The sequence below is a fragment of the Metasolibacillus fluoroglycofenilyticus genome, from assembly GCF_003049645.1.
GTDB lineage: Bacteria > Bacillota > Bacilli > Bacillales_A > Planococcaceae > Metasolibacillus > Metasolibacillus fluoroglycofenilyticus.
The window spans coordinates 293,752-319,619 of sequence record NZ_PYWK01000001.1; the positions used below are offsets into that span (position 1 = coordinate 293,752).

Annotated in this window: 20 protein-coding genes; 12 read left to right on the top strand and 8 right to left on the bottom strand. The window is 39.0% G+C overall.

What is annotated here, in order from left to right:
* Nucleotides 1-12 precede the first annotated feature (12 nt).
* A complete protein-coding gene (locus tag C9J36_RS01335) occupies nucleotides 13-1,806 on the bottom strand; it encodes a vWA domain-containing protein (protein ID WP_107942007.1) in 1,794 nt (597 codons plus the stop codon).
* Nucleotide 1,807: 1 nt separating this feature from the next.
* The gene (locus C9J36_RS01340) at nucleotides 1,808-2,872 is read right to left on the bottom strand and encodes an AAA family ATPase (protein WP_107942008.1); all 1,065 of its coding nucleotides are present in this window, start codon (nucleotides 2,870-2,872) and stop codon (nucleotides 1,808-1,810) included.
* Nucleotides 2,873-3,516: 644 nt separating this feature from the next.
* Between C9J36_RS01340 and C9J36_RS17355 the strand changes: the two genes are divergently transcribed.
* Nucleotides 3,517-3,684, top strand: a complete 168-nt coding sequence (locus C9J36_RS17355) for a hypothetical protein (protein WP_201261881.1) — start codon at nucleotides 3,517-3,519, stop codon at nucleotides 3,682-3,684.
* Between the two features lie 400 nt (nucleotides 3,685-4,084).
* Here C9J36_RS17355 and hemQ read toward each other — a convergent pair whose 3' ends face one another.
* Complete coding sequence (gene hemQ / locus C9J36_RS01345) at nucleotides 4,085-4,834, bottom strand: hydrogen peroxide-dependent heme synthase (RefSeq protein ID WP_066168134.1); 750 nt, start codon at nucleotides 4,832-4,834, stop codon at nucleotides 4,085-4,087.
* Nucleotides 4,835-5,005: 171 nt separating this feature from the next.
* On the opposite strand from hemQ, the gene C9J36_RS01350 reads away from it, so the two are divergent.
* Nucleotides 5,006-5,833 (top strand): lipoate--protein ligase family protein, encoded by an 828-nt coding sequence (locus C9J36_RS01350; RefSeq protein ID WP_107942009.1) that lies wholly within the window; start codon nucleotides 5,006-5,008, stop codon nucleotides 5,831-5,833.
* Between the two features lie 529 nt (nucleotides 5,834-6,362).
* On the opposite strand, the gene C9J36_RS01355 is transcribed toward C9J36_RS01350, so the two are convergent.
* Nucleotides 6,363-6,992 (bottom strand): RsfA family transcriptional regulator, encoded by a 630-nt coding sequence (locus C9J36_RS01355; protein ID WP_066168140.1) that lies wholly within the window; start codon nucleotides 6,990-6,992, stop codon nucleotides 6,363-6,365.
* A gap of 195 nt (nucleotides 6,993-7,187) precedes the next feature.
* Here C9J36_RS01355 and C9J36_RS01360 point away from each other — a divergent pair, with 195 nt between their 5' ends.
* From C9J36_RS01360 to C9J36_RS01375, 4 genes are all read left to right on the top strand, one after another.
* Nucleotides 7,188-7,412, top strand: coding sequence for a YuzB family protein (locus tag C9J36_RS01360; protein ID WP_042470727.1), 225 nt, complete (start codon nucleotides 7,188-7,190; stop codon nucleotides 7,410-7,412).
* A gap of 109 nt (nucleotides 7,413-7,521) precedes the next feature.
* On the top strand, nucleotides 7,522-8,814 hold the full coding sequence (locus tag C9J36_RS01365; RefSeq protein ID WP_066168142.1) for an HD domain-containing protein: 1,293 nt from the start codon (nucleotides 7,522-7,524) through the stop codon (nucleotides 8,812-8,814).
* Between the two features lie 417 nt (nucleotides 8,815-9,231).
* Complete coding sequence (locus C9J36_RS01370) at nucleotides 9,232-9,450, top strand: hypothetical protein (protein ID WP_107942010.1); 219 nt, start codon at nucleotides 9,232-9,234, stop codon at nucleotides 9,448-9,450.
* A 491-nt stretch (nucleotides 9,451-9,941) separates the two neighbouring features.
* On the top strand, nucleotides 9,942-15,632 hold the full coding sequence (locus C9J36_RS01375; protein ID WP_107942011.1) for an LPXTG cell wall anchor domain-containing protein: 5,691 nt from the start codon (nucleotides 9,942-9,944) through the stop codon (nucleotides 15,630-15,632).
* A gap of 57 nt (nucleotides 15,633-15,689) precedes the next feature.
* Here C9J36_RS01375 and C9J36_RS01380 read toward each other — a convergent pair whose 3' ends face one another.
* Together C9J36_RS01380 and thmT are read right to left on the bottom strand one after the other, a co-directional pair.
* Nucleotides 15,690-16,373, bottom strand: a complete 684-nt coding sequence (locus tag C9J36_RS01380) for a class A sortase (protein ID WP_107942012.1) — start codon at nucleotides 16,371-16,373, stop codon at nucleotides 15,690-15,692.
* A 168-nt stretch (nucleotides 16,374-16,541) separates the two neighbouring features.
* A complete protein-coding gene (gene thmT / locus C9J36_RS01385) occupies nucleotides 16,542-16,727 on the bottom strand; it encodes a 2-hydroxymuconate tautomerase (RefSeq protein ID WP_066168154.1) in 186 nt (61 codons plus the stop codon).
* Nucleotides 16,728-16,794: 67 nt separating this feature from the next.
* Here thmT and C9J36_RS01390 point away from each other — a divergent pair, with 67 nt between their 5' ends.
* Entirely contained in the window at nucleotides 16,795-17,307 is a 513-nt protein-coding gene (locus C9J36_RS01390; protein WP_066168157.1) for a YwhD family protein, read from the top strand.
* Between the two features lie 558 nt (nucleotides 17,308-17,865).
* Here the strand turns inward: C9J36_RS01390 and C9J36_RS01400 are convergent.
* Nucleotides 17,866-19,917 (bottom strand): transglycosylase domain-containing protein, encoded by a 2,052-nt coding sequence (locus C9J36_RS01400; protein ID WP_107942014.1) that lies wholly within the window; start codon nucleotides 19,915-19,917, stop codon nucleotides 17,866-17,868.
* Between the two features lie 275 nt (nucleotides 19,918-20,192).
* Between C9J36_RS01400 and speB the strand changes: the two genes are divergently transcribed.
* Nucleotides 20,193-21,065 carry an agmatinase gene (speB, locus tag C9J36_RS01405; RefSeq protein ID WP_066168162.1) on the top strand — a complete coding sequence of 291 codons (873 nt, stop codon included), beginning with the start codon at nucleotides 20,193-20,195 and terminating at the stop codon, nucleotides 21,063-21,065.
* A gap of 47 nt (nucleotides 21,066-21,112) precedes the next feature.
* Here the strand turns inward: speB and C9J36_RS01410 are convergent, their stop codons facing one another.
* The gene (locus C9J36_RS01410; protein ID WP_107942015.1) at nucleotides 21,113-21,415 is read right to left on the bottom strand and encodes a tyrosine-type recombinase/integrase; all 303 of its coding nucleotides are present in this window, start codon (nucleotides 21,413-21,415) and stop codon (nucleotides 21,113-21,115) included.
* A gap of 337 nt (nucleotides 21,416-21,752) precedes the next feature.
* On the opposite strand from C9J36_RS01410, the gene C9J36_RS17245 reads away from it, so the two are divergent.
* The 4 genes from C9J36_RS17245 (at nucleotide 21,753) to argS (ending at nucleotide 25,366) form a co-directional block, all read left to right on the top strand.
* Nucleotides 21,753-21,905, top strand: a complete 153-nt coding sequence (locus C9J36_RS17245; RefSeq protein ID WP_161956363.1) for a hypothetical protein — start codon at nucleotides 21,753-21,755, stop codon at nucleotides 21,903-21,905.
* Between the two features lie 694 nt (nucleotides 21,906-22,599).
* On the top strand, nucleotides 22,600-23,157 hold the full coding sequence (locus tag C9J36_RS01415; protein WP_107942016.1) for a cupin domain-containing protein: 558 nt from the start codon (nucleotides 22,600-22,602) through the stop codon (nucleotides 23,155-23,157).
* Between the two features lie 107 nt (nucleotides 23,158-23,264).
* Nucleotides 23,265-23,699: a YwiB family protein gene (locus C9J36_RS01420; RefSeq protein WP_066168170.1), complete on the top strand. Its 435-nt coding sequence runs from the start codon at nucleotides 23,265-23,267 to the stop codon at nucleotides 23,697-23,699.
* Complete coding sequence (gene argS / locus C9J36_RS01425; protein WP_107942017.1) at nucleotides 23,699-25,366, top strand: arginine--tRNA ligase; 1,668 nt, start codon at nucleotides 23,699-23,701, stop codon at nucleotides 25,364-25,366. The genes C9J36_RS01420 and argS overlap by 1 nt, the downstream gene beginning before the upstream one ends.
* The last annotated feature ends 502 nt before the right edge of the window (nucleotides 25,367-25,868 follow it).

Genomic DNA, 25,868 nt, shown 5'->3' on the forward strand with positions numbered 1-25,868 from the left:
AAAGATCTCGACTTAGTCAATATAAAAAATTTCACCTTTAGCAATGAAGGGTAAACGTCTCCCTTTAGGTAACACAAAAGCGTGAGGATTGCTAATTCTTAGTCGGTCTGTATCCCCATCAGTAATAATAAGTATGGGCCCATCTTTAGGGAAGTCCTCAGCTTTCTGAATTAAATCAATCGTAGGCTGAAGAATTGTTCCGCCACGTCCTTTAATTTTTACCGAACTCGCTATATCCTCCACACGCATATAGCCTACGTCATAGGCTGCTGCATCACAAAATATCACGCGAACTGCTACTACTTCACGTGCAGTGCTGTAACTAGCGATTGTACCTAACGCCTTTGCTAGTAGCTTTTTGTCCATTGAGCCCGACGTGTCGAGTACGACTGCAAAAGTACGCCCCTCTAGCTCATCTTCAGGAATTGAATAGCTTGGTCGAGGAATATGAGGCGTGCTTGCTTGTCTACGTGACAGTCTAGAAAAAGTACGTCTTTTTTCGATTGGCTGAAAATATTGATCAAACCATTTTGCTAGTTCTACATCCCAACGAATAGGTGGCATGCTGAGTGCTTGTATTTCCTCAATTAAACCTGCTGGAAGAAAGCCACGACCTTGTCCAATATGATATTCTAATCCTTGCGCTAAACAGTTTTTATAAAAATCCTCCAACGTTAATCCGTCTCGCATTTTCCAAAAATCTACTGTACCATCATCAATTAAATCTTTGCCTTCGCGGCCTCGAAATGTATAAAGCTTACGATAAACCCGTAAATTCGCCACAATCGTATCATAAATTGTTTCAGCGCTTAGCCCTTTTAACTCAGGGTCATATAGTGCACCAATCTCAGGCATTTCGCCGATATTCATGTCAACAAGCCAGCCATTGATTACATAATCACAGGCTACATTCCAATAATATGAATCTCGTCCTTGGCGACGCTCATGGTGACATAATCCAGCATGAAGTAGTTCATGAGCCATCACAAATCGTAGCTCCTGCATGGATAAATTTGCAGCAGGATTAATAAAAATCTCCTGATTTTTTACATCAATTGCGGCAATTGATATATCGAGGCTTTGACAAATACGTAGGTCATAAACAATGGTGAAGGTGGAGGCTAATGAACCGAGTAGGGGGAAGCTGCTAATAAACCAAGATTTCGCTTGCTCAGCAGCAGATTTTTCAGTATTTTTTCCACTAAAGCTTGTCGCCACACCACTCGCCACATCAACAGCACGACTAACAGCGTCCGCTATTCCTTCTGCCAGTAAGAATCCCCAATTTTTATAACCGAAATAGCCTTCATCCTCTAGAAATAAATCTTGCTCATTTTGTCCAGATGTTCCCCATCCTATATATTGCGGCTCCACATTCCCATGCGCTACGAAATGCTTATAAAGAGCATGTTCATCCTTCGAAAAATGGTCTGTTGGGGGTGTCATGCCATTCGGTGCGCGACCAATTTTCATATCGTATAAAAATCTTGCAATACTAACATCACAGGCGATATTCCAAAAAGCAGGATGCTCCATTTTTTTAAAATGCTCTAGACCTAAGTGCAACATACAATGAGCAAGTACATAAATCCATTCCTCCTTCGATAAGTTTTTCGTAGGATGGCAATAGATGTGACCGTTCTGCGTGACAAAGGCATAGCTCTGATTGGAAACATTATAGCCATGTTCACGATGAATATATGTACTATAGAACATTCTCGAAAACATTGGGTGCTCATCTAAATAAATCAGCGCCTCAGAAAAACTTTTATCACTAGCTGTTTGCTGCAATTTCTTCTTCGCCATATTATTTATCCTTTCGCTCTACAAGTCGCGGTAAGTCTCGAATAATTTCCGTCATAAACCATTTCGGCAAATTGGTCTCGTCCTCTTGTGTCATAACCACAAGCTGTGCCATTTCATGGCTAATCGTGGCTAAATCTTTAATAAGTGATTTTGCTTGATGTGCAAAATTCCGTTGTGCTGCAGTAATTTTATCGTTTGCAGCAGGGAGCTCTTTCACAATTTGCGCACGGAAGCTTTGGACGAGGAAATATAAAATATCACGGTCCTCGGGCTCACTTGGGAATTTCATTTCACCAGCTAAAATTCGATTTAAGTAGTACTTCGTATCAGTTTGCTTATAAAAGGCTTTAAATTGAATGGCGTGTTGTGGTGTAATACAACCCTCTGCTAGAATACCAATGATTTCGGGTGTTAGATTTTCATCGCCGTATTCATATAAAGCGTCACTAAGCATATGCCAGCTACGCGGTGTTGAAAATGGCTCCTCATGCTTAGGTGGCTGCTTCCATAAATGATCTGGTCGAACTTGTAAATATTCAATGACAATTGGGTGAATGCCAGCGTCCATAGCCCATTCAAGCCATTCTTTTTGAGAAACCTGTAGCTGTGTATGAAACATGCGATTAATAAGGGCGGAGCTCATTGTTTTAACAATGGCGCTATCTTGCGCACGGTTCCCTGCACCGATGACGATGGAACCTTCAGGCAGGGTATAGTTCCCGACACGTCTGTCATGAATTAAACTATAAAAAGATTTTTGAACTTCCTGTGAGCATGCATTCAGCTCATCTAAAAACAAGCAGTACGGCTCGTCTTTGGCAATCATTGTAGGCGGGCAGAACTCTGTTTTCCCGTTAATAATTTGTGGCACACCCATAATATCTTCTGGTGCAAGTTGACTTCCTAATAGTGAAACGCATGGCAACCCGACTTGCTTCGCAAACTCCTCAACAAGTGCTGACTTTCCAATACCGGGTGCACCCCAAATAAATACGGGGCGTATGACAGCCACGTTTAATAAAATATCCATTAATTGCTTTTGTGTAACTTTTGCTCCTAAATTCATTTATGAACTCCTTTTATATGAATTGTGATTTTTTATATATTGATAGTTGAGTGTAACGAAAGAAGTTTTTTCGCATAAGCCATTAAATTTATACCAATTCAGTAATCGGCAGCTTATGTACGCTGTGGGTACGAAAAGTGTTAAATAATATAGTTTCTGTTTTTATATTGTAGCCTGTGTAAATTAGAAAAAGCTAATAGAGGAAAATCTTTATATATGAAAATATTACCACTATTAAATTATAGCATTTTTTTAACTTCTTTCAGTACATGTTTCCTGTACCGATAGCGAGGCGACAGATATAGAAGTCCCTACCTTCTATAGGTGGTAAGCATTAGAACTATTTCACCAAGTGGCGGGACACCCGGTGAAAAAGAGAAGCCAAGTCTAAGAACATCACATACTAAGATAATGGCGGAGTGACCAATATCGTGTTTGCCAAGACCCCGGCGAATGTCATAGATTTCTAAGGTAGACCTGCATAATGCACCACGTGACGGTCTTAGATTGACTTCCACCAAACAGCTTGAAAAATCTGAACTAGTGCTAACACCTTTCTTTTCACATTATTAAAAATAGTACAATGGCCTGTATTGCTTATGCAAAAAATGCATATGCTATGTGGGACAAGAGAAGAAGAGGTGATGAACATAAGTAGCCTATTTAGCATACTGTTCAGTGCCGTCTTAGCCTTTTTAATCGCGGCCTACTACGAACAACCACTCCATTGGTATTTATTCATTCTCATTGTTTGCATCGGCTTCTTTATTCAACTAGTTATCATTATTTTACGAGCACCAGATGAGCTATAACAACAAAATATAAGAACGGGGCTGTCCAAAGCCGTGCATAGCCGGCATTTTGGACAGTAGCGATGATGTTTCACAAAACGTTTCTTTTAAAAATGGGAGGAACATTGGCTTTAGCAGTGTACTCCTTCAATAAAAGGGAAGCGATGAAAACCTTGATTTCAATGCTTTTTCAAAATAAAATGGACTTTTCGGACAACTCCGTCTTGCGTAGACAGTAAAAACTTAATTTCCGCTTATTTACTTTTATTCAGAAAAAAACCCCATAGGCCCAGTGTTTCCTCTGTTTTTAAAGAATCCTCTTGTAATTCTACCCAAGTGAACTTTTTGAAGTAACACCAACGAAAGCGTCCAAAATGCCGGCAACTGCACAGCTTTTTGGACGCTCATCTCTTTACATTAATTATACAGTTAAAAGCTTTGCAAGCTTTTCTTTATCTAAAATGTTACCGACAAAGAAGGAGCCGAATTCACCGTAGCGTGCAGATACTTCGTCAAAGCGCATTTCGTACACAAGCTTTTTGAATTGTAAAACATCGTCAGAGAATAACGTCACGCCCCACTCATGATCATCAAAACCGACAGAGCCTGTAATAATTTGTTTCACCTTACCAGCATAGCCACGACCAATCATGCCGTGTGAGCGCATTAATGCTTTACGCTCATCCATTGATAGCATATACCAGTTATCGTCGTTTTGGCGACGCTTATCCATTGGATAGAAACATACATATTGAGAACGTGGTAGCTCAGGATACAGGCGTGCACGAACATGTGGGTTTTGATAAGGGTCCTCATTTGATTCGCCTGCTAAATAGTTCGATAATTCTACAACGGATACGTAGGAATAGCTCGGAATTGTAAAGTCAGCAATTGCCAATTTATTGAATTCCGCCTCTAATTCCTGTAACTCATCCATCGTTTCACGCAATGTCATTAGCATGAAATCCGCTTTTTGCCCAACAATTGCATAAAAAGCATGTGCACCTGTTTTGGCAATATCCGCCTCATTTAATTTCTCTAAATAGGCGATAAACTCCTCAACTGCTGCAGTACGTTCCTCTACTGAAACAAGCTTCCAAGAGGCCCAATCAATTGAGCGGAAATCATGTAATGCATACCAGCCATCTAACGTAATCGCTGCTTCGTTCATTTATCAAACACTCCTTTTAATTGAAAATCATTCTCTATTAGTTTAGCACAACTTCCTCTATATAAGACATTCCTAAGTGCTAACTGTCACGATTTCGTCATGACTTTTCAGTGACAACTTGTTCGTGTATGCTAGAGGATAGTTGAATTTGTGAGATTAAGGAGAACAATTATGGAACAATTTTTTCAAACTTGTGAGTGGAGACTAGTAGATGAATCAAATTTACAATCGCGCTCTCCGTTAGCGTCATTTGCCATGGACGATACACTTTGTCATTTAGTCGGACATCAATTGACTACACCAACAATTCGTACATGGGTACATAAGGAATCTGTTGTGTTAGGCATCCAAGACCATCGCCTACCATTTATCGAGCAGGGCATGCACTTGCTAAATGCGCAAGGTTACACGCCGATTGTACGTAATTCAGGCGGTTTGGCAGTTGTGCTCGATCCAGGTGTACTTAATATATCTCTTGTTATTAGCGAAAAAGAACAGCCATTATCAATTAATTCAGCATTCGATATGATGGTACAATTTATTAAAATGTTACTTCCAGAAATTGCTGAGTATATTGAGGCATATGAAATCGTAGGCTCCTATTGTCCTGGCTCCTATGATTTAAGTATTGGTGGAAAGAAATTCGCAGGAATTTCACAAAGGCGTATGCAGGGTGGCATCGCAGTGCAAATTTATTTATGTATAGAGGGGAGTGGGAGTGAGCGAGCAGAGCTTATTAAACAATTTTATGAAAGAAGCCTACAACAGGAAGAAACAAAATTTCAATATCCTCGCATTGAACCAAGTGTTATGGCATCATTACAGGAACTGACAGGTACCAATATGACGGTCGTTGATCTAAATTTGCGCATCCAACAAATGTTACAACAAAGAGGCATTAACTGGGTGCTTACACCTTTGAAGTCAACTGAAAATGAGTTATATATGTACTATTTACAGCGCGTCTTGCAGCGCAATCAAAGCATGTTGGCGAAATAAAAGCTGCGAGCAAGTCGTATCAACTAAAAAAGCAAATCGCCAATAGAATCAAGAAAATCGCTGATAAATTGTACTAAGTCGCTGATAAAATTGAAAACACCGCGAACAAAATAGGGCAAGCCACCAATGAACGGCGTATAGCACAAAAAATAGCGAAACGCCAATAGAACAAGCAAAAGCGCTAATAGAATCGAAGTAATCGCCAATAGGATGGGCAAAATCGCCAATAGCATAGGCATATCACAAATAAAATGGGACCCGCAAATATATTCGGAACCATGCAAATAAACAATGGCGAATCTCAGACCACTGAAACCCGCGTGTTTGCTTTTTCGTTGTCGATTTTCTAAAAAACAGATTGTCCGAAAAGTCCATTTTATTTTGAAAAAGTATTGCAATCAAGCTTTTCCTCGCTTACTTTTTATTTAATGGTAACAGCGCTAAAGCCAGTGTTTCTCACACTTTTCATTAGCAAAAACACAAGCTGTCCAAAACACCAGCTATGCATGGCTTTTTGGACAGCCTCCACTCACATTTGTATTTCATCATTTTCGATGGAAGAAATTAAATTGCCGTTACGCTCCATTTTAAAAATCGGTGCAATACGCTCTTCCTCTTCATCTAGTGCCACAAATCTGCGCGCACGATTCATAATTTGGACAAACTGCTCATAGTCCTCACGAATTGCGATGTTTTCCTTGCGAAGCATTTCGAGCTCCTGCTCTAGCTCGCGATTTTTTTCAGTTGCTGTGTTTGCTAAGTAACGCCACTTCGAGCTTTCGGCGTCACCTGCACTATGCTGTAAACGCATTAAATAAGCAATAACAATATCTAAAGATAGCGTCGATAAAGGGATAGATTTCGCATCACCATTATCTGCTGTAACGAGTATATGTTGTGCACGGCGACGAGATGGGTTGCCCAATGCTCGCAATCTCTCTTTACGCTCTCTTTTGGCTTCTGTTAATTGCTCCTCATACATTTTTCGAACAACTGCATTCCAACGAAAACCGCAGGCAGCCGCTGTTCGATTTAGTGCATCACCAACTTCATCAAAGGCATTTAACTGTGTGCTTCCTTCTTTTACATGACGTAACACCGCCTCTGCTAATAGCTCATCGTTTTCTTTTAACCAAGCATCCTGTCTTACTTTCATTATTAATCTTACCTCCTATAATGTTCATAGTTTGATTGTTCATTACTAAGCATGACCAAATCCCAAATGATTTATGCAAAGGCTACATAAATTTTCAAATCTTTAACGAAGAAATTAGGATTTCGCTTGAATGCAAGCCCCGCCATAAGCTAAAATAGCTAGTAGATTAAAAGCGAAAATAGAAAGGTGTTGACTCTAGTGGCAAACGAATTTCGAGTTTGCGATGAATGTCAGGCCGTTAATTTAAAAACGTTAATTCCGAAATTAAAAGAAATTGATCCCGAAGCAACGATTGAAATTGGCTGTCATTCATATTGCGGTCCTGGCCGTAAAAAAACATTTACCTTCGTGAATAGTAGACCAGTTGCTGCATTAACTGAAGACGAGTTAATGGAAAAAGTTCTGGCAAAGTTGAAAAAGTAAAAAGAGCTGGTGCGCCAGCTCTTTTTTGTATAAAGGTGATGCTACAACTTTTTCGTTCCTATTAGAAAATGATAAAATATGACTAATTAGAATAAAGGAGGGACGCAAAATGAGCTATGCAACGGCGAAATTAGTTGAGGAAAAAGTGTTTAAAGACCCTGTACATCGTTATGTTCATGTGCGTGACCAAGTCATTTGGGATTTAGTCGGCACAAGAGAGTTTCAACGTTTGCGCCGCATTCGTCAGCTTGGTACGACTTATTTAGTGTTTCATGGTGCAGAGCATAGTCGCTTCAACCATTCGCTAGGAGTTTATGAAATTGTGCGCCGTATTGTTGATGATATTTTTGCAGGTAGGCCTGAATGGGATGCATCAGAGCGTTTATTAGTGCTATGTTCGGCACTGCTTCATGATTTAGGACATGGTCCATTTTCCCACGCATTTGAAAATGTTTTTGCAACAGACCATGAGGAATTTACACGTGCGATTTTGCTAGGTGACACAGAGGTAAATGCTGTACTACTTAAAGTAGCTCCCGACTTCCCTGAAAAGGTTGCACAAGTTATTGAAAAAACATATCCAAATAAACTTGTAATCAGCTTAATTTCAAGCCAAATTGATGCCGACCGCATGGATTACTTACAGCGGGATGCTTACTATACGGGTGTGAGCTATGGGCATTTTGATATGGAGCGCATTTTGCGAGTAATGCGACCTCGCATGAATCAAGTAGTTATTAAGGAAAGCGGTATGCATGCGGTAGAAGATTATATTATGTCACGCTATCAAATGTATTTACAAATTTATTTTCACCCTGTATCACGCAGCGCGGAAGTCATTTTGAATCATATATTAAAGCGTGTGAAAGTATTGAGTGAGGGAAATTATCAATTTAAGCATGCACCTGTTCACTTTCAACCATTTTTTAATAATACGATTACTGTAGAAGATTATATTGCGTTAGACGAAAGCATTATGCTGACGTATATTCAATTTTGGATGCAGGAGGACGATGCCATATTACGTGATTTAAGTACCCGTTTCATTAATCGCAAGTTATTTGGCTATATTAATATGAATCCAAAGAAAGAACCACAGCGCTTTGCTCGCTTGCAACAATTATTTCAACAAATAGGAATTGACACAGCCTACTACCTCGTACACGATTCAACCTCTGATTTACCATACGATTTATATCAACCAGGTGTAGCGATAGGAAAGCTACCAATTATGCTACAAATGGCAAACGGCGAAGTACGTGAGCTATCACAGGAAAGCTTACTTGTTGACGCTATAGCAGGACGCTTAAAAACAGATCATAAAGTATACTACCCTGAAGAAATATTGACAGATGAAACAATAGATGAAATTTTCAAAGAAGAATTACGGAGATTGTTATAAAATCATCATTAAAAAGTATGAAGACGTCCCAAAAGCAGTGCATTGCCTGCTTTTGGGACGCTTTTTATGATGTTTCATCAGAGAATTAACTAGGTAGAATAGAAAAGAGTTTCTTTGGAAATAGGATAAACACTGAGTTTTGCGGCTTTTTTTGAATTTAAAATAAAATTAAGTAGAAAGCTAATTTTCCACTGCACTGAGAAGGAGTTCGAAATTGAAGAAATTATAAATGCATAGAGAAAAGAACTAGTTAGAAAAATATTTGAAATTAAAATTAAGTATTTAAGACTACTTAATTTTATATTTATCCAGCCGATGATTATGGATGTAGGTCATTAAGTATATATTTTAGAATACATGATTAATCGAGATACTACCAACTTGAAATATAAGGAATAAACGGGGGAATAGGAAATTATGAAGAAAAAAATCAATACAGTAACATTTGTTTTACTAACAGCAATTATCATCGCTTGTAGCCCAATTAAAGCATCGGCAACAATGGTGGTGGTAGAAGCACCAGTAACAGGAGTAAGCTCGGTAGCAAAATTTGATGGGGCAGAAAGTAAACATAAAGAAGTAAAGCCTGTACTGTTAAAAAACATAAAAAAATTAGTGAGCAAAGTAAAAAAATAAAAACATGAGTTAAAACCTTAACTATTTATGGACTTTCATATTTAGTTAAGGTTTTTTTGTCGGTTTTTATAATGGAAAAATTAGTTATATTACGACTTTGTAGACATATAGATTGATGAAGGTATGAAAGCCTTCTAGTACCAAAGGCTGTACAGAATTTGTTTAGGTGTCTTCCGTAAAATAGGAGTAGACAAATTAACTAAAATCTAATTCCAATTAAGCCCTTAAATATGCCGATGCTTTGAAGGAGGTGAGACAAATTTTTATCGGCTCGTTACAAAAAATGAATACACATATTTTAGGAAACAGGCAACAAAGTGACCTTGTCTCCGCTTTTCTTCAAAGATTGAATGTGTGTTCGACAATGACGACTAACTAAACTAGGAAAGAGAGACTAGCCAACTGTTTGCAGTAGCCATTCCTAACATTAGGTTACACGTCGTCAGCAAACAACAAGGGCAATCTCTCACACCTAAGAAGAGGAGAGGGACATGAGGAAAAAGATTAATATTGCAATGCTGACAATGCTATTAGTGTTCCAGACGTTGATTGGACCGTTGTCGGTATTTGCGGATGAAGTAACTATTCCTGAGCAAACACCGCCAGTAACTGAAGGAACGGATGATACTGGAGAAACGGGGAATGAGACAGAAGATGAAGTTAGAACAACACCTGATTCAGCCAACGTAATCATGCCACTAAATAACCCATTAGGAGTTTATCCAGATGTTGATAGAGATGATGAGGATTTTGATGAAGTAATTACTCTAACATTTAATGGGAATTCAGTTAGTGGAACAACTGCAGAAGGTCGAGTTGGTGATACAGTAGTGTTTAGAGTAGATTTAGGGCTAGAACCGGGGCATGGTTATGGTCCAGGATCTAAACTTATTTATGATTTACCAGAGCAATTTGCAACTCTAACTGTACAAGGTGCTGCAACGATATATGATAATGGCAAACACATTGGTACAGTAAGTATTGCAGGTCAACAAGTGATACTCACATTTGATGATATTCTTGATGATACAGGTCTAACAGGTGGAATAGTTTCTGGGGTATTCTTTGAAATCCGAGGAACATTGCAGTCTGAAGGAAATGATTGGACACAAATAATCCAAGTGCCTGGGTTTAACAATATCACACTGAATTTCCAACCTAGAGGTACTACAGGTGATACAATTACTAAAACAGGTACACCAGATAATGCTGGTCGTAACAGTGAGTATATTGACTGGACTGTAAGAGTAAATACAGATTTAGCTGTCAATACAAATAGTGGGATAACGCCATTTACAGACACACTAACAGGTAATCACACATTTGATTCAATTGTTTCAATTAAAGAGTTAGATATTTCTCCAAATGGTACGGTAACATTGACAAATAGGGATGCCCTAACACCGCTACCTGCTATTAGTGGAAAATCAATGACTCTTCACTTACCAAATCAAGAGCATATAGGTTACGAAATTGTTTATCGAACGAAAGTGGGTGAACTAGGAAATATCCCACCTGCTATATTTGATAATGCTGCTAGTTATAATTCATCACCAGCAGTTAATAAAACAGTGGAAGTTCAATTTGACACACCTTTGAGAAAATCAGTTGTTACTCAACCGAGATTGGAAAGCCCTGGTGTAATAACTACTGAGTGGCAAATTGAATACAATCAAAATAAACGTAATATTCCAGCTGGTGTTGCGAAGTTAACTGATGTATGGACAGAAGGACACGAATTGTATGGAGATGTAGAAGTTTATAAAAATGGTTCATCAACTGCTGAACCTACTGCTAATTATAGTTTTACACTTGCAGCAGATGGTCTAGGTTTTGACTTAGAATTCCCAACTGGTACAGAGGATGCTTATGTAATTAAATATAAAACGCAACTCGAAGTAGGCGAGGTATATCCAACATCAAATCTTAATATCGAAAATACTGTAACACGTGAGGACTTTACGAGTCATACAGGTTTACAGAATCGTAGATCTGCTACTTATAATAAAACATCTTGGGTGTTAAATAAAACTGCTGAAGGTGTAAACTATACAGATGTTAAAGAAATGTACTGGAAAATCGTTGCGAACCAAGCACGATATAACTTAGAAGTCGGTACAAAGTTCACAGACACATATGAAGGCTCCTATCTAAATCTGCAAGAAGATAGCCTAGTGGTGACAACGGTTGCAGGAGGAACATTAGAAAGAGATGAAGATTACAGTTTAACCCTTACTAACGGAACAGTTGACGGAGAAAATAGGGAAACTGGTTTTATCATTCAATTACTAAAACCTATTAATGGCCAACAAATTGAAATTGAGTATACAACAACGTATGAAATTAAAGATGTCGGTCAAAATAATCGTGTCTATAACAATCAAGTAGTATTAAGTGATACTGGTATACCTAAGTTTGGTACGTCTACAGATACGGCGTCCCAAACTATTAGAGGCGAGCAATCACGAAATGGTAATAAAACGGGTTCTTACAATTATGGAACAAAAACATTCCATTGGGAAGTAGAGTTAAATTTCAATTACAACTCAATTACAAATGCGATATTTAAAGATGTATTACCTTCAAGCCAAGAGGTAACAGCTCTTAAAGTAGAAAAAGGCACATTAGATCCAGCAGGTAATTTTGTGGCGAATGCAGACCCAAATGATACAAAAATTTATAGTGCAGCAGAGATTGAGAACGTAGTAACAGAAAATGGAACTGCTATTGAAATTGAAATTGCATTAGGTACAATCACAACACCGTATAAAGTAACATATGAGACAAAAGATGCAGATGCTGTGTATCCTCATGGTTCAGCTATTACTATTAGCAATACAGCAAAATTATACGCTCAAGGTAATGAAGATCAACCAAGAGGAGAATGGAACGAGGATGTACCAGTTGCACATACAGAGCAGATTTTAGATAAAACAGGTATATCAACATCTGCAACACCAGAAGTGACTTGGAACTTTAAATTTAACTATGCACAATCACAATTAAATAATATTGTGATTACTGATGAAGTTGGTAAAATTAATGGTGATCCGGGTCAACTGATTTTGCAAAACTCATTTAATGTATGGGAAATGAATTTTACCGATACTAACTCCACACCAACAAAAGGTAGTCAAGTAATTACGAATGGTCAAGTTAACTCTACAGCTACAGATGTTGCATTAGATGTTGATATTGCAGCAGGAACATTTGTATTAAATTTACCAGATGGCGATAAAGCTTACTATGTTGAGTATGCAACAGTTTATATGGGGCCAAGTGGTAGTAATGTAGATAATGAGGTAAGAGTTGACTATACAAGTGCTGATGGAAATAGTGGCTCAGATGCAGTTAATAGCCTTAGATTTGAATACAATGCTGGAGGTACAGTTGGTACAGTTCCATTTGTCATCTTGAAAACAGATGCAGCGACAGGTCTACCTATGGAGAACGTTAAGTTTGAATTGTATGGACCTTATACAGGAAGTACAATGTTAGCCTCAGGTTCAACAAATGAAGACGGTTATTTAAATTATGGTTTAAAACTAGCGCAAAGCAGAAACAACTCAACGCCTTACAAGGTAGTGGAAGAAAAGCAAGATGGTTATGAAGACTTGGGCGATTATGAGTTTATATTAGATCCAGATAAAATTGAAACTTCAGGTAAGTATCAAGGTTTCCAAGTTATCGAGATTACAAATGAACCAGAAGGCGGTTTAGGTTGTCCTCAGTTTGAATTAACAGTATTTGATATTGATGGTAGAGCACTTAGCAATGAAACAGTATCATTAGTGAGTACAGCAACAGGTTTATCAACGAACCAAGCGCTGGATTCAAATGGGAAAGCCACATTTACTTCTACTGAAGTTAAAGCGGGTGAGTATACGGTTGTCTTCAATGGAGAAGAACTAGATACGATTGTAATACAGTATAACAACACGCCTTGTGAGGCAATTGCTCAACCAGCACCAGCATGTGATGAATTCACAGTTGTTGTTAAAGATGCAAACGGACAAATTCGTACAGACATTACACAGTTAACATTAAAGCAAGGTTCTATTGAAGTGAAGCAAACACCTGACGCAAATGGCAAATTCGTATTTGATTCAAATGGTAAGGACCCTGTTGATGGCGTCAAGCCAGGTATTTATCAAGTTTACGAAGGTAACCAATATCTAGGTGAAGTAGAATTAACGTATACTGCGAGCTGTGGTTACGAATTTGAAGTTACATTAGCACCAACGTGCCCAACATTTATACTAATAGTAAAAGATGTTGACGGTAAATTAGTAGCTGATGGTACACTAGTAACTGTGAAAAAATCAGACGGCACAGAAGTAGTTAAAGATGAGCCAACTGTAAATGGCAAAATTACATTAGGTGATGGAACTATTACTGGTGGCTTAGAGCCGGATACGTACACTGTTGAAATTGATAGTGAAGTTATTGATACTTTCACAACAAATACAAACTGTGAAGCTGAAGTTCAACCAAAACCAGCATGTCCAGCATTCGAGTTGACTATTGAAAATGAAGATGGTCCTTTAAAAGCTGGTACTAAGGTAGTAATTGAAAACAACGATACAAATGTACAATTTGAAGCAACTGTAGTTACAGATGGTAAAATTACATTTGCAACAAATCAAAATGGTACACTTTATACAATTGAGCCGGGTGACTATACAGTCGTATCTTATGAAATCGAGCCTGGGCAATCGGTGCCATTTGGAGAGGACTTTAGAGTTACTTATACTACAGCAGATTGTAAAGATGAAGTGAAAAAACCTCGTGCATGTACGGAGTTTGAAATTACAGTAATTAGTCCAGATGGTACAACACCAAAGGCAAATACAAAAGTAATTGTAGAAGATGAAAATGGTGTTGAGACAGAGTATACAACGGATACAGATGGTAAAATTACCTTGCCACCAACACAGAGCCCAGGAAAAGTAGTTGTTTATGAAGTAAATCCTGATGGTTCAAAAGGCGAGGAAATTGACAAAGTTGTTGTGACTTATACAGATGATTGTAAAGGCAAAGCAATTAAAAATTCTTGTCCAGATTTCACATTAACAATAAATAATAAAGATAACCAACCTGTTGGTGCTAATGTGAAAATTATCATTAAAGACAAAGCAGGGGTAACTGTAGTAACAGGTACAACAGATGCAAATGGTCAGATTAAAGTTGCTGATAAGGCAAAATTAGAGCAAGGCAAAGAATATGATGTTTACAACGAAGCTAGCGTACTATTAGGTAGTATTGAAGTAAGCTACACAGATGAAGTATGTGGAGCGGAAGTTCAAGTTCCAGCAAATGCATGTCCGCTATTCACATTAACAATTCAAGACGTTAATGGTAACGCACGTGAAAATGTAGCATTTACTGTAAAAGATAAATTAGGTAATACAATTGTAACGGGTACGACAGACGTAGATGGTAAAGCGACAGTTCCTTATACAGTTGAACCGGGTGAGTATCAAGTGATTGTAGGTACAGAATCACCACTTACGATTACAGTTGTAGAATGTCAGGCATTGGCTAAGCCAACTCCACCAACACCTGGTGGTGGAGGCGGTGGAGGCGGCGGTGGAACACCACCAACAACGCCAGAGGAGCCAACAATTCCACCAACAACACCGGAGGAGCCAACAACTCCACCAACAACGCCAGAGGAGCCAACAACTCCACCGACAACACCGGAGGAGCCAACAACTCCACCAACAGCACCAGAAGAGCCAACGACACCACCAGGAGTAGAGGAAGTAATTAAGAAAATTCCTCAAATCCCAGGTATCGTGCCGGTACCACCAACACCAGGTTCAGAGGAGCCGGTACGCTATGAAGTACCGAATATTCCTCAAATTGTTGAAGAACTAGCGAAAGATCCAGCGAAGCTTCAGCAAACAATTCAAGACCTAGAAGCATTCATTAAGCAATATGAATCATTATCTCCAGAGGAGCAAGCATACGTTGATGAGCTTGTAAACATGGGGGTAGTGAGAAGCCTTCTAAATGAATTGAAAGAAGCGGCTAACGTGCTTGCGGCAGCGAATAATAACCAAAACAAACTGCCACAAACAAATGATGCAAATTCAACAACTGCAATGGTTGTCGGCTTTGGATTATTAGCACTAGGCTTCGTGTTATTACGTCGTCGCTTTATGACAACAGAAAAATAATCAAAAAGAAACCCCTCAAGCGATGGATAATCCATTTGTTTGAGGGGTTTTCTCTGTTTAATTAGCAATTTTAGTGAGCGCTTCTGGTGGTGCATCCAAGTCATATTGCTTTGAAAAGCTTGCCTGTACGAAGAGACGTCTTACACCTTCATCAGCGCATGTAATGAGTGTTAATAGCGTTTCGTTTGCTACATCGTCAATGACGTGTACGGCCGTTGCTTCAACTACTTCAATTTTTGTAATATGATATTCGAAAATAGCATTAGCATTTGTTAAATATATCGTATCACCGATTTCGCTATGATACAGTGGGCCAAATAAAATATCACGGTCCTCAAAATAGTGGGCAGCTAAAGCGTAGTTTCCTTGACCCATTATTTGTTCGGGCTTCATCGTACCAGCGCCAACCGCCAATGCATTTTTGCCGACCCCTTTCAAAATTGGGAGCTGCATGTCGACACTTGGAATTCCAATACTACCAATTACAGGTAAATCCTTGCGGTTTGCCTGTGCCTGTAATACTTCCCAAATCGACAAAGATTGTACCTCTTCAAAATCGAAATCTGCCTCTATTTCATCGTTAAATTCAAGCATTTCAGAAGATGTTGAAACAGTGACAAGCTCCTCGCTTAATCGTTGTACAAGTAATGCTTGAATCGGCTTGATAAAAATGAGTGTCAGCCCAACCGCAAAAAGTGCGATTATTGCCAAAATATTCAAAATAGAGCGTAATTTTTTCATAAGCACCTGCCTTATAGAAAGAAGCCGTCTGAAAAGTCATTTTGAGAAGGCCGCTTGCACTGAGGATAGTGACAATGTATTGTTACTATCGCAGAGTGAATATTTAATATAGAAGCTAAGTTGTTCGAAAAAGGTACACCCTTTTTGGATAACCATAGCTCTGTGTAATTATTTGTCGATATGAAGCACGCCTGCATTCGCGTAATGATTTTTTGACATTTCTTCAATAATAATCGAAATATTTTCTTTTGGTGCGTTCACTGTTTTAGATACAGCCTCTGTGACTTCTTGCACTAAAGCACGCTTTTGCTCATCCGTGCGTCCTTCGAGCATTTTAATCGTAATGATTGGCATAATATTGCCCCCCTCTATGTATTTTAGTGTATATTATTAATAATAGCACAATTGGAGGTTATACGAGATGTTTAATGAAGAAAAACCAAAGCAAAAAATGGGCTTTACGATTATAAAAAATGACCCAACAGATGGGCATAAAGGATTTGGAATTGGTTCTTTATCATTGGAAAATGTATCGCCTGTTATTATAGATGTGGAAGAAAAAACAGCTATTGTGGATATCGGCGCAATGCATGCGAAAAGTGATGTAGAACGTGGCATTAAATTTACCGTGAATCGAGAGGATTCTGCAGGTGGTAAAAATTATTGGCTCGTATGGGTAACGATTGATTACAAAGAGGAAGGACCTTACTACGCAGGTGTGACAGCATGTGAAATGGTTGTCAACCGCGAAAAACGCCGAGGCTATAAAATTTTAGCTGACCATGTAAATAAAATGGATAAATCCATGAAACGCCAAATTATTGTTGACCATATGGATGATGTCTCCAAAAAAATACTCACTGAATTTTTACAGCAGCATAACAGTGAGCTATGGAATCGAAGCGACGCTAAGCTCCGCAATGATTTAGCCTAAAAAGTCATGGGCGGTCCACCATGTTTGACCGCCCATGCACAAATACAAACAAATCTTATGAAATTGTACATAAATCCCCCAAAAAATATAGATAACTTAGATACTATGAAAAACACAGATAACTACGCGAAACCGCAGATAACTTCATGAAAAACTACAGATACCCCTACAAAACCGTACATAATTCTTTCGCAAAAACTAAACTCCACACTAAAATACATTCACTTTATTACTGATTTAGCTATCGTCAATCCTTTTTGCTACATTACTGAAAAATAGATGAACAAAATGTGACAATTGCCTTCAGTGGGCATAAGGTGGTTGAAAGTGCACATGAAAAAAAGTAAACTTGTATGTAAGGCTTACAGCTAGTGAGCTAGGACACTTTGGTAAATGGACAAGCTATGAGAGCTATGCGGCATTTGAACCAACCCAAGCCGAATGCCCCATGATTCTCATGCTTACGTTTACCATAAAAGAAGGCTCTTTCTTCCCACGGAAACCGTTATTCCGGGGAAGAAAGAGCTTTTTTGATTAGGTTCTGTTCATTATGACGCATTAGTTGCGCCAAAAGTTGCGGAACACTTCAAAGTCGAGCCAGCTCCCCCATGTATCTGGTTCGAAGATTTCAAAGGAGCGGCATTTTTCGGTTGGTACATCTGTTTCTTTCATATAAATAAGGCGCTGCTTTGGACATGCATCCATCCCTAGCTTGCCCGTTTCGATATCGATAACGACACCTTGAATTCCATCTGGCACCAGGAAGTTTTCGTTTGCTTTGCCATTATGAACGGTTTCCATAAAGTCAATCCATACTTGCTTGGTTGCGGCCATGTCTTCTTGAACGGATAATGTTTTGCCTTGGTCGTAGCCATTCCAAACACCAGCTGTAATGCTTGGCGTATAGCCAATTAACCATTGGTCACTAATCGTTGTACCTGATTTAGCAGCGTACGTATGAGTCATACGCCCACGAATAGACACACCTGTCGCAGGTGAATAATCACTATAAACAGGGTCGAATATGCCTGTCATCATATCTGTTAGTAAATAAGCATCTTGTTCAGTTAAAACATGCTTTGTTTCAGGCTCCGTATATTTATAAACGACATCTCCCTTGGCATTTGTAATTGACAAAATAGTTGTTGCGTTGCGTTTTTCTCCCCCTGCGGCAATTGTATTATAGGCATTTGTTAAATCATACAGTGATGTTTCAATTGTGCCGAGTGCAATGGAAGGGTTGTCCTTCTCGGTATAATTTAACCCAAAGCGTTGTAACATTTCCCTAAAGGCTTTATAGCCAACCTGCTCTAACGTTTTCACAGCGTAAATATTGTCTGAAATAGCCATTGCTTGTGCAAGGGACATATCCTGTGCTGCAAATTGTCCATTTACATTTTGTGGCTTATAAGTAGCACGCCCATCATCATAAGTGAATATTGTTTCACTTACATTTAAAAAGGTCAGTGGTGTAAAGCCATTTTCTAATGCTGCAGCGTACAAAATTGGTTTTATTGACGAGCCGGGCTGCCTTTCCGCAAGGGTGACACGATTAAATGAGCTCTTGCTGTAATCACGCCCACCAACAAGCGCTGTGACGTAGCCCGTATCAACATCTAAGCTTACGAGACCGACCTGCAAGTCAGTGTTTGGCATGTTTTTTTGAACAGCCTGCTCAGCGGCATTTTGATGTGCTTGGTTTAATGTAGTTTTAATTGTCCAGCCGCCTTCGCTAATATTCATATTTTTAGACTCTAATATTTCGCTGGCTTCTGTCCATACTACATCTAAAAAATAAGGAGCAATTGATTTACTAGCGACCCATTCGCTGTTTTTATAAACAAGCTCTTCTTTTTCAGCATGAACTTTCTCTTCAGTAGTAATCTTTTCCTGCTGCTCCATTAAGCTTAAAATAAGCTTTTGACGATTCGTTGCTTTTTCAAGATTAGCAATTGGTGAATAGTAGGTCGGACCTTTTGGGATGCCTGCAAGCATCGCCGCTTCCGCTAAAGTGAGGTCGCTCGCTGATTTACCAAAATAATAGCGACTTGCTGCTTCAGCACCATACATACCGTGCCCATAATATACCGTATTTAAGTAGCCTTCTAAAATTTCGTCCTTTGAATAGAAAATTTCTAAACGATATGCATAGAGTGCTTCATTTATTTTGCGTGTCCATGTTTTTTCATGTGATAAATATAAATTACGGGCGTATTGCTGAGTTAATGTACTTGCGCCTTGCACTTTACGTCCTGCTTTAATGTCTGCAAGTACGGCACCAGCGATTCTCGAATAATCAAATCCACCATGCTGATAAAAATCTTTATCCTCGATAGCAATAGTAGCTTCGGCTAAATACGGTGACATCTTATCTAGCTCTAACCAATAACGACGCTCTGATTGAAAGTAGTCGCCAATTTGATGGTCGTGCTGATCTAAAAAAACAGTCGCCTTCGGTACAGTCAATGTCGGCGCTCCTGCAATTTGTGCATAAATGCGAAGTGATAATAACGCCACAGCGGCAGCGCAGAGCATGGCGACTGTTAATAAAGCAAGCCTTTTACCAAAGCGCTTACGTTTTTTTCGGCGAATATAATGTTGTCGTTTCATTAACAATCACCCCGTTGTTTTGAGTGCCAGGCACACACACAATTTACACACAATTCGTGCTACGTATAGTATGTGTCTGAACTCTTATTTTTCATACAAGTATCTAAAAAATCTTTGAGCTTGTGTCTATGTATACGAAAAATGTCGAATAAAGGTTTCGCATGAGGCTACTTGCGTACAATGGCAAGAATAAAATACAATAAACATGGCATTAACGAGCTAGGCAGAATAGCCCGTCGTTGAAGACCGAATAATAATAAGCAGGTGAACGACCTATGAGATTCGATGAAACATATTCAGGTAATGTATTTATTAAAAGTCATCAAAATTATGAGCAAGCAAAGGCTGTTTTATATGGTATGCCGATGGATTGGACAGTCAGCTATCGTCCAGGCTCTCGCTTCGGTCCAACACGTATTCGAGAAGTATCGATTGGCTTAGAGGAATACAGCCCATATTTAGATCGTGAGTTGGAGGAAGTAAAGTTTTTCGATGCGGGAGATATTCCACTACCATTCGGAAATCCGAAGCAGTCATTAGAGGAAATTAAAGGATTTGTGCGCAAGGTGTTAGCTGACGGTAAGGTGCCAATTGGTATGGGCGGTGAACATTTAGTATCCCTTCCGGTAATGGAGGCCGTGTACGAAAAATATAATGATTTAGCAGTAATTCATTTTGATGCACATACAGATTTACGAACAGATTATGAAGGCGAGCCGTATTCACACGCAACACCTATTCGTAAAATTGCAGAGCATATTGGACCGCATAATGTATATTCATTTGGCATTCGCTCTGGACTAAAGGAAGAATTTATTTGGGCAAAGGAAAATGGCATGCATATTTCAAAATTCGAAGTGCTAGAGCCATTAAAGCAAGTATTACCAACACTTGCTGGTCGCAATGTTTATGTAACAATCGACATCGATGTTCTAGACCCAGGACACGCACCAGGTACAGGTACAGTAGATTGCGGTGGTATTACACCGAAGGAGCTACTTGCATCTATCCACGCCATCGCAGGCAGTGGTGTCAACGTAGTTGGTTTCGATTTAGTTGAAGTAGCTCCAATATATGATGTGTCTGAAATGACAGCTAACACAGCCGCAAAGCTTATTCGTGAAATGATTCTCGGCTGGGTGAAATAACAGAAGCTTTATAGATGATGATATGAAGTGGTTGGAGTGGGGTTTAGCTATGAGCTAACCCCACTTTTAGCCCTGTTTCTTTTTAAACTTTCACTAAACACTGCTACAGTTTGAGCTTCCATCTCTTGTAGTACATGTCCACAAACCGAATGAATCATTTCGGGAGTGTTTCCTAAATGTTCCGCAATGGCTTTATCAGGAATACTGTTATTCATAAGGATGGTAGCATGTGTATGCCGCAAACCATGTATTGTTGTAGTTGGTAGCTTAACTGCCTTTATAAGGCGATTAAAGATTGCATTTAAGCCTGTAGAAACAAGTATGTGGTAATAGAAAAATAAACGAATCATCTTTCGCTAGATCATTATGCAGCTTACGGTTATATGAAAAAACAACGCTTTAACAGCCGTTCGATAGCTTTTGTAGCTGCTGTATGACCATGCTATCTTACACTCGCTATTCTTTGTTTACACCGTTATTCCCTCTTGTTCGCTCAATTGTGATTGTTTGATTAGCAAAGTCGATATTTCGCCCTTTATAAGCAATTGTTAAAAATAAGCTATAGTAAGCAATATCTTCATGCTGCTTAGTATGGTTCAGCAATACACTAAGTGGGCTAGGAGTAAGGTACTTTCAAGCTTGGCAGCATGTAAGTGGGAGTAAGTCAAATTTGAAAGGAGCATTAACATGAGTCAATTAGTATTTATTCAAGATAGCCAAGTTATTACAGACAGTTTAACAATTGCCGAAATGTTTGGAAAAGACTACGATAAAGTTGTTCGTGATAGTGAAACTCAAAATTCAACGAAGCGAATGAAGGGGAATGGGGTACCACTTTAAAGGAAACGTTGAAGTATGTAATTTTGAAATTCTTTAATTTAAAGGTATTAAAAAGCGCTAGTTCTTAATGAAAAGATATTACTGTGTGACCACCTAAAGCTTAGGGACCGCATTCAAGGCAATCTTGACGAGTAACATCAGCATGCTACAATAAATACGCAGCATCTAGCTGACTTCCTTTTTTCTTGAAAGGAGGTGCACTACATGCCTAAGTTCTCACGACAAAAAAGAACAAAGCTAAGAGAAAGAATACGGCGTAAAGAAAGACTAGCCATCTTTCGATACGTAACGGATGTATTCCGTGTGATAGACACTATCTATCGTTTCTTTCGTATGATGCTGTAAACAAGGAGCACCATTCAGTATTTTACTGGGTGGTGTTTTCTTTTAGATAAAATAAAAAACGCCCAAGAGCCACTTGGACGTTGTACTACATGCGATTCTCACGACAAGAACCTTTCTGCCTATTATTTTACCCCTTGTAGGGTAAATCGTCAAGGCTTTCATAGTGTATGTAGTATTCGATATTGTTATTCACGCACAAAAGGCATTCGCTTTGAATGAATAAATGCCTTATTGTAGTGATTAAATATAGAGGCTAGTTTTGTCCCAGCCCATTTTTAAATTTTTTAACTAAATTTTAACCTTGGCACTTTATAATAAATGGATTCGGAAATTTAAGGGAGTGAAGGAAATGCTAGCAGCTACAGTACGGCATAAATTTACAGGTGAGCAAATTACATTTATTGAGACGACAGCATATACGAATGGTCGCTATTTATTGATAGAGGTGATGTTGCCGCCAAATGGAGAGGGACCACCATTGCATTATCATGATGAATTTGTCGAGGAGTTTACGATTTTAGAGGGCATCTTAACAGTTACAGTGGGAGAGCAGGACCATGTTTTAACTACGGGGCAGTCGATTACTGCCGAGATTGGCACAGCACATACATTTAATAATTGCCATGAGGAAAATGTGCGATTTCGGGTCAAATTAACTCCGCCGTCACAGTTTGAGGAATCTGTTAGAATTCATTACGGCTTGATGGATGATGGATTAACGAACGAGCAAGGTGTACCCAAAAATATTTTCCATCTCATTTTAATTTTGAAATTGCAAAACACATTAATAGCGGGCAAGTCTCTAAGCATACAAAGAGTTTTATTTAATTTGCTTGTGCACCTCGGCAAGTTTTTTAAAATGTATCAATCATTAGAAAAGTATACGGGCAAAAAAATCAACGTTTGATACAAATTTATTCCGATAGTGTTTAGTTGATACCTCTTGCCTAAACAGCGAAAACCATCCTATAATAATAAGGTTATAGTCATTGACAAAAAAGGAGTGTGCCGCGCATGCAGGATGTAGGAACAAAGGTGAAAATTAAGCTTGTTTCATCCATTATCCCGACAGACGGTGAGCTTGAAACGTATGAAATGTGGCTGCAAGGCTCCTATGTGGAAAAAGCAGGCAGTTGCTATTTGCGTTATGAGGAAATGCAGAAAGAGGCTCATATTCGCACGACGGTGAAGCTAGCAAACGGACAAGCCTTTATTTTGCGTGGAGGCGATGTCAACATGCGCCTACCTTTAAATATTGAACAGAAGGAAAATGGTCATTATGAAAGCGTCTATGGCACATTGCCGCTCGTAACCAAAACATACGCTTTAGCATTTGAGCCAAATAGAGGTAGTATCCAAGGCCAATTTATTGCACATTATGATTTAATTGTAGGTGGTGCAGTGGCAGGCAATTATAAATTAGAAATTCATTATACGGAGGTAAAATAATGAACGCTGTTGAGCAATTACAACAATCGATTAAAATGGCTTTAGCAAATGCAGTTGCTAAGGCGCAATTGGTTGAAGAAAGTACGGAATATACAATTCATTTAGAAACACCGAAGGATAAGGCAAATGGGGATTTTGCAACAAATATTGCGATGCAGCTAACGAAGCTTGCGAAAAAGCCACCACGCGCAATTGCAGAGGCGATTGTTGAAAATATTGATTTAGCAGGGGCGAATATTGAAAAAATTGATATTGCAGGACCGGGCTTTATTAATATTACGGTGCGCAAAGATCTTTTAACAGGCGTTGTCCAAGCGGTGCTTGAGCAAGGTGAAGCATATGGTCGTTCGACAGCAGGCGCAGGCGAAAAAGTACAAGTAGAGTTTGTATCAGCAAATCCAACAGGCGATTTACACTTAGGGCATGCACGTGGAGCGTCTGTAGGGGATTCATTGTGTAATGTACTAGATTTCGCTGGCTATGCAGTATCACGTGAATATTATATTAATGATGCTGGAAATCAAATTAATAATTTAGCTTATTCACTAGAAGCACGCTATAAGCAAGCGCTCGGTATGGAGGCGGAAATGCCAGAGGATGGCTACCATGGGCAAGATATTATCGACATTGCGGGTAAATTGGCCGAAGCACATGGCGCAAGCATTTTAGAGCGAACGGATGAAGAACGTTTTAAATTTTTCCGTGAGCATGGTTTGAAGTTAGAGCTAGAAAAATTACAAAATGATTTAAAAAACTTCCGCGTTGAATTTGATGTGTGGTATTCAGAAACATCATTATATGAAAACGGGAAAATTGAAATAGCGTTAGATAAATTGCGTGCGAATGGACATGTTTTTGAAGAGGAAGGGGCAACTTGGTTCCGTTCGACAACATTTGGTGATGATAAAGACCGCGTGTTAATTAAAAATGATGGCTCGTTCACTTACTTAACACCAGATATCGCTTACCATGAGGATAAAATTGTGCGCGGCTTCGATAAGCTAATTAACATTTGGGGAGCTGACCACCATGGCTATATTCCACGTATGAAAGCAGCAATCGAGGCACTTGGCTACGAGCGCGATACGTTAGAGGTAGAAGTTATTCAAATGGTACAGCTTTATAAAAACGGTGAGAAGTTCAAAATGTCAAAGCGTACTGGTAACGCAGTGACGATGCGTGAGCTTGTAGAAGAGGTAGGCTTGGATGCAGTACGGTACTTTTTCGTTAAAACAGCAGGCGATTCGCATATGGACTTTGACCTTGATTTAGCTGTGTCACAGTCAAACGAAAACCCTGTTTACTATGCGCAATATGCACATGCTCGTATTTGCTCGATTTTACGTCAAGCGGATGAGCAAGGCTTACAAGCAAGCTTAGATAATTTACAGCTACTAACGGCTGAAAAAGAAATTGATGTATTGAAAAAGATAGGTGCATTCCCGCAAGTTGTTGCAGATGCAGCGAAACACCGTACGCCGCACCGTATTGCTAATTACATCCAAGAGTTAGCGGCCGCATTCCACAGCTTCTACAATGCTGAAAAAGTAATAAACGCGGAAAATGAGCAATTATCGTCTGCCCGCCTTGCATTAATTACAGCGGTACGCACGACACTAGCAAACGCTTTAAAATTAATCGGCGTAAGCGCACCCGAAAAAATGTAATATGGAAATGAAAAGCTGAGGCTGTCGAAAAAATCGACCCTCAGCTTTTTTAGTTGGAAAAGTAAAACACAGATAAGTCATGGAAATGAGCAGATAATTCTACAGGTTGCAAATAAATCAAGGCAAGCCGCAAATATACCCGAGAGATTGCAAATAAAATAGGGCAATTTGCAAATATCCAGATGACAGCTGCTAATATAATGCAAAAAACGCTGATATCTCAATGTAGGCCGCGGCTATGATTTATAAACTGCCAATATCTAAAAGCCCCTAATCATATTCAAAGCCACCGATAAATCCCAAATACTCAAAAAATCATTTCTCTACGCCATGCGATTATTTTGTGCATTGGCTTTTCAACCGTATTTTAATGTCTAACTGATTGATTTGAGGCTTCTTTGACATGACTAAAATAGGCACGTTATTCAGAGAGGGGGATTTTCAAAAAAGTTTTGTCTGAAAGTTGCGTTTGCGTGTTTTCAAACTTTCTTTATTTTAAGAT

Coding starts and splice junctions, on each gene's coding strand:
- C9J36_RS01370 (WP_107942010.1), top strand. CDS start 9,232: ATGAAGAAAAAAATCAATACAGTAACATTTGTTTTACTAACAGCAATT.
- C9J36_RS01420 (WP_066168170.1), top strand. CDS start 23,265: ATGCAGGATGTAGGAACAAAGGTGAAAATTAAGCTTGTTTCATCCATT.
- C9J36_RS01350 (WP_107942009.1), top strand. CDS start 5,006: ATGGAACAATTTTTTCAAACTTGTGAGTGGAGACTAGTAGATGAATCA.
- argS (WP_107942017.1), top strand. CDS start 23,699: ATGAACGCTGTTGAGCAATTACAACAATCGATTAAAATGGCTTTAGCA.
- speB (WP_066168162.1), top strand. CDS start 20,193: ATGAGATTCGATGAAACATATTCAGGTAATGTATTTATTAAAAGTCAT.
- C9J36_RS01365 (WP_066168142.1), top strand. CDS start 7,522: ATGAGCTATGCAACGGCGAAATTAGTTGAGGAAAAAGTGTTTAAAGAC.
- thmT (WP_066168154.1), bottom strand. CDS start 16,727: ATGCCAATCATTACGATTAAAATGCTCGAAGGACGCACGGATGAGCAA.
- hemQ (WP_066168134.1), bottom strand. CDS start 4,834: ATGAACGAAGCAGCGATTACGTTAGATGGCTGGTATGCATTACATGAT.
- C9J36_RS01415 (WP_107942016.1), top strand. CDS start 22,600: ATGCTAGCAGCTACAGTACGGCATAAATTTACAGGTGAGCAAATTACA.
- C9J36_RS01340 (WP_107942008.1), bottom strand. CDS start 2,872: ATGAATTTAGGAGCAAAAGTTACACAAAAGCAATTAATGGATATTTTA.
- C9J36_RS01390 (WP_066168157.1), top strand. CDS start 16,795: ATGTTTAATGAAGAAAAACCAAAGCAAAAAATGGGCTTTACGATTATA.
- C9J36_RS01410 (WP_107942015.1), bottom strand. CDS start 21,415: ATGATTCGTTTATTTTTCTATTACCACATACTTGTTTCTACAGGCTTA.
- C9J36_RS01375 (WP_107942011.1), top strand. CDS start 9,942: ATGAGGAAAAAGATTAATATTGCAATGCTGACAATGCTATTAGTGTTC.
- C9J36_RS01400 (WP_107942014.1), bottom strand. CDS start 19,917: ATGAAACGACAACATTATATTCGCCGAAAAAAACGTAAGCGCTTTGGT.
- C9J36_RS17245 (WP_161956363.1), top strand. CDS start 21,753: ATGAGTCAATTAGTATTTATTCAAGATAGCCAAGTTATTACAGACAGT.
- C9J36_RS01380 (WP_107942012.1), bottom strand. CDS start 16,373: ATGAAAAAATTACGCTCTATTTTGAATATTTTGGCAATAATCGCACTT.
- C9J36_RS17355 (WP_201261881.1), top strand. CDS start 3,517: ATGAACATAAGTAGCCTATTTAGCATACTGTTCAGTGCCGTCTTAGCC.
- C9J36_RS01335 (WP_107942007.1), bottom strand. CDS start 1,806: ATGGCGAAGAAGAAATTGCAGCAAACAGCTAGTGATAAAAGTTTTTCT.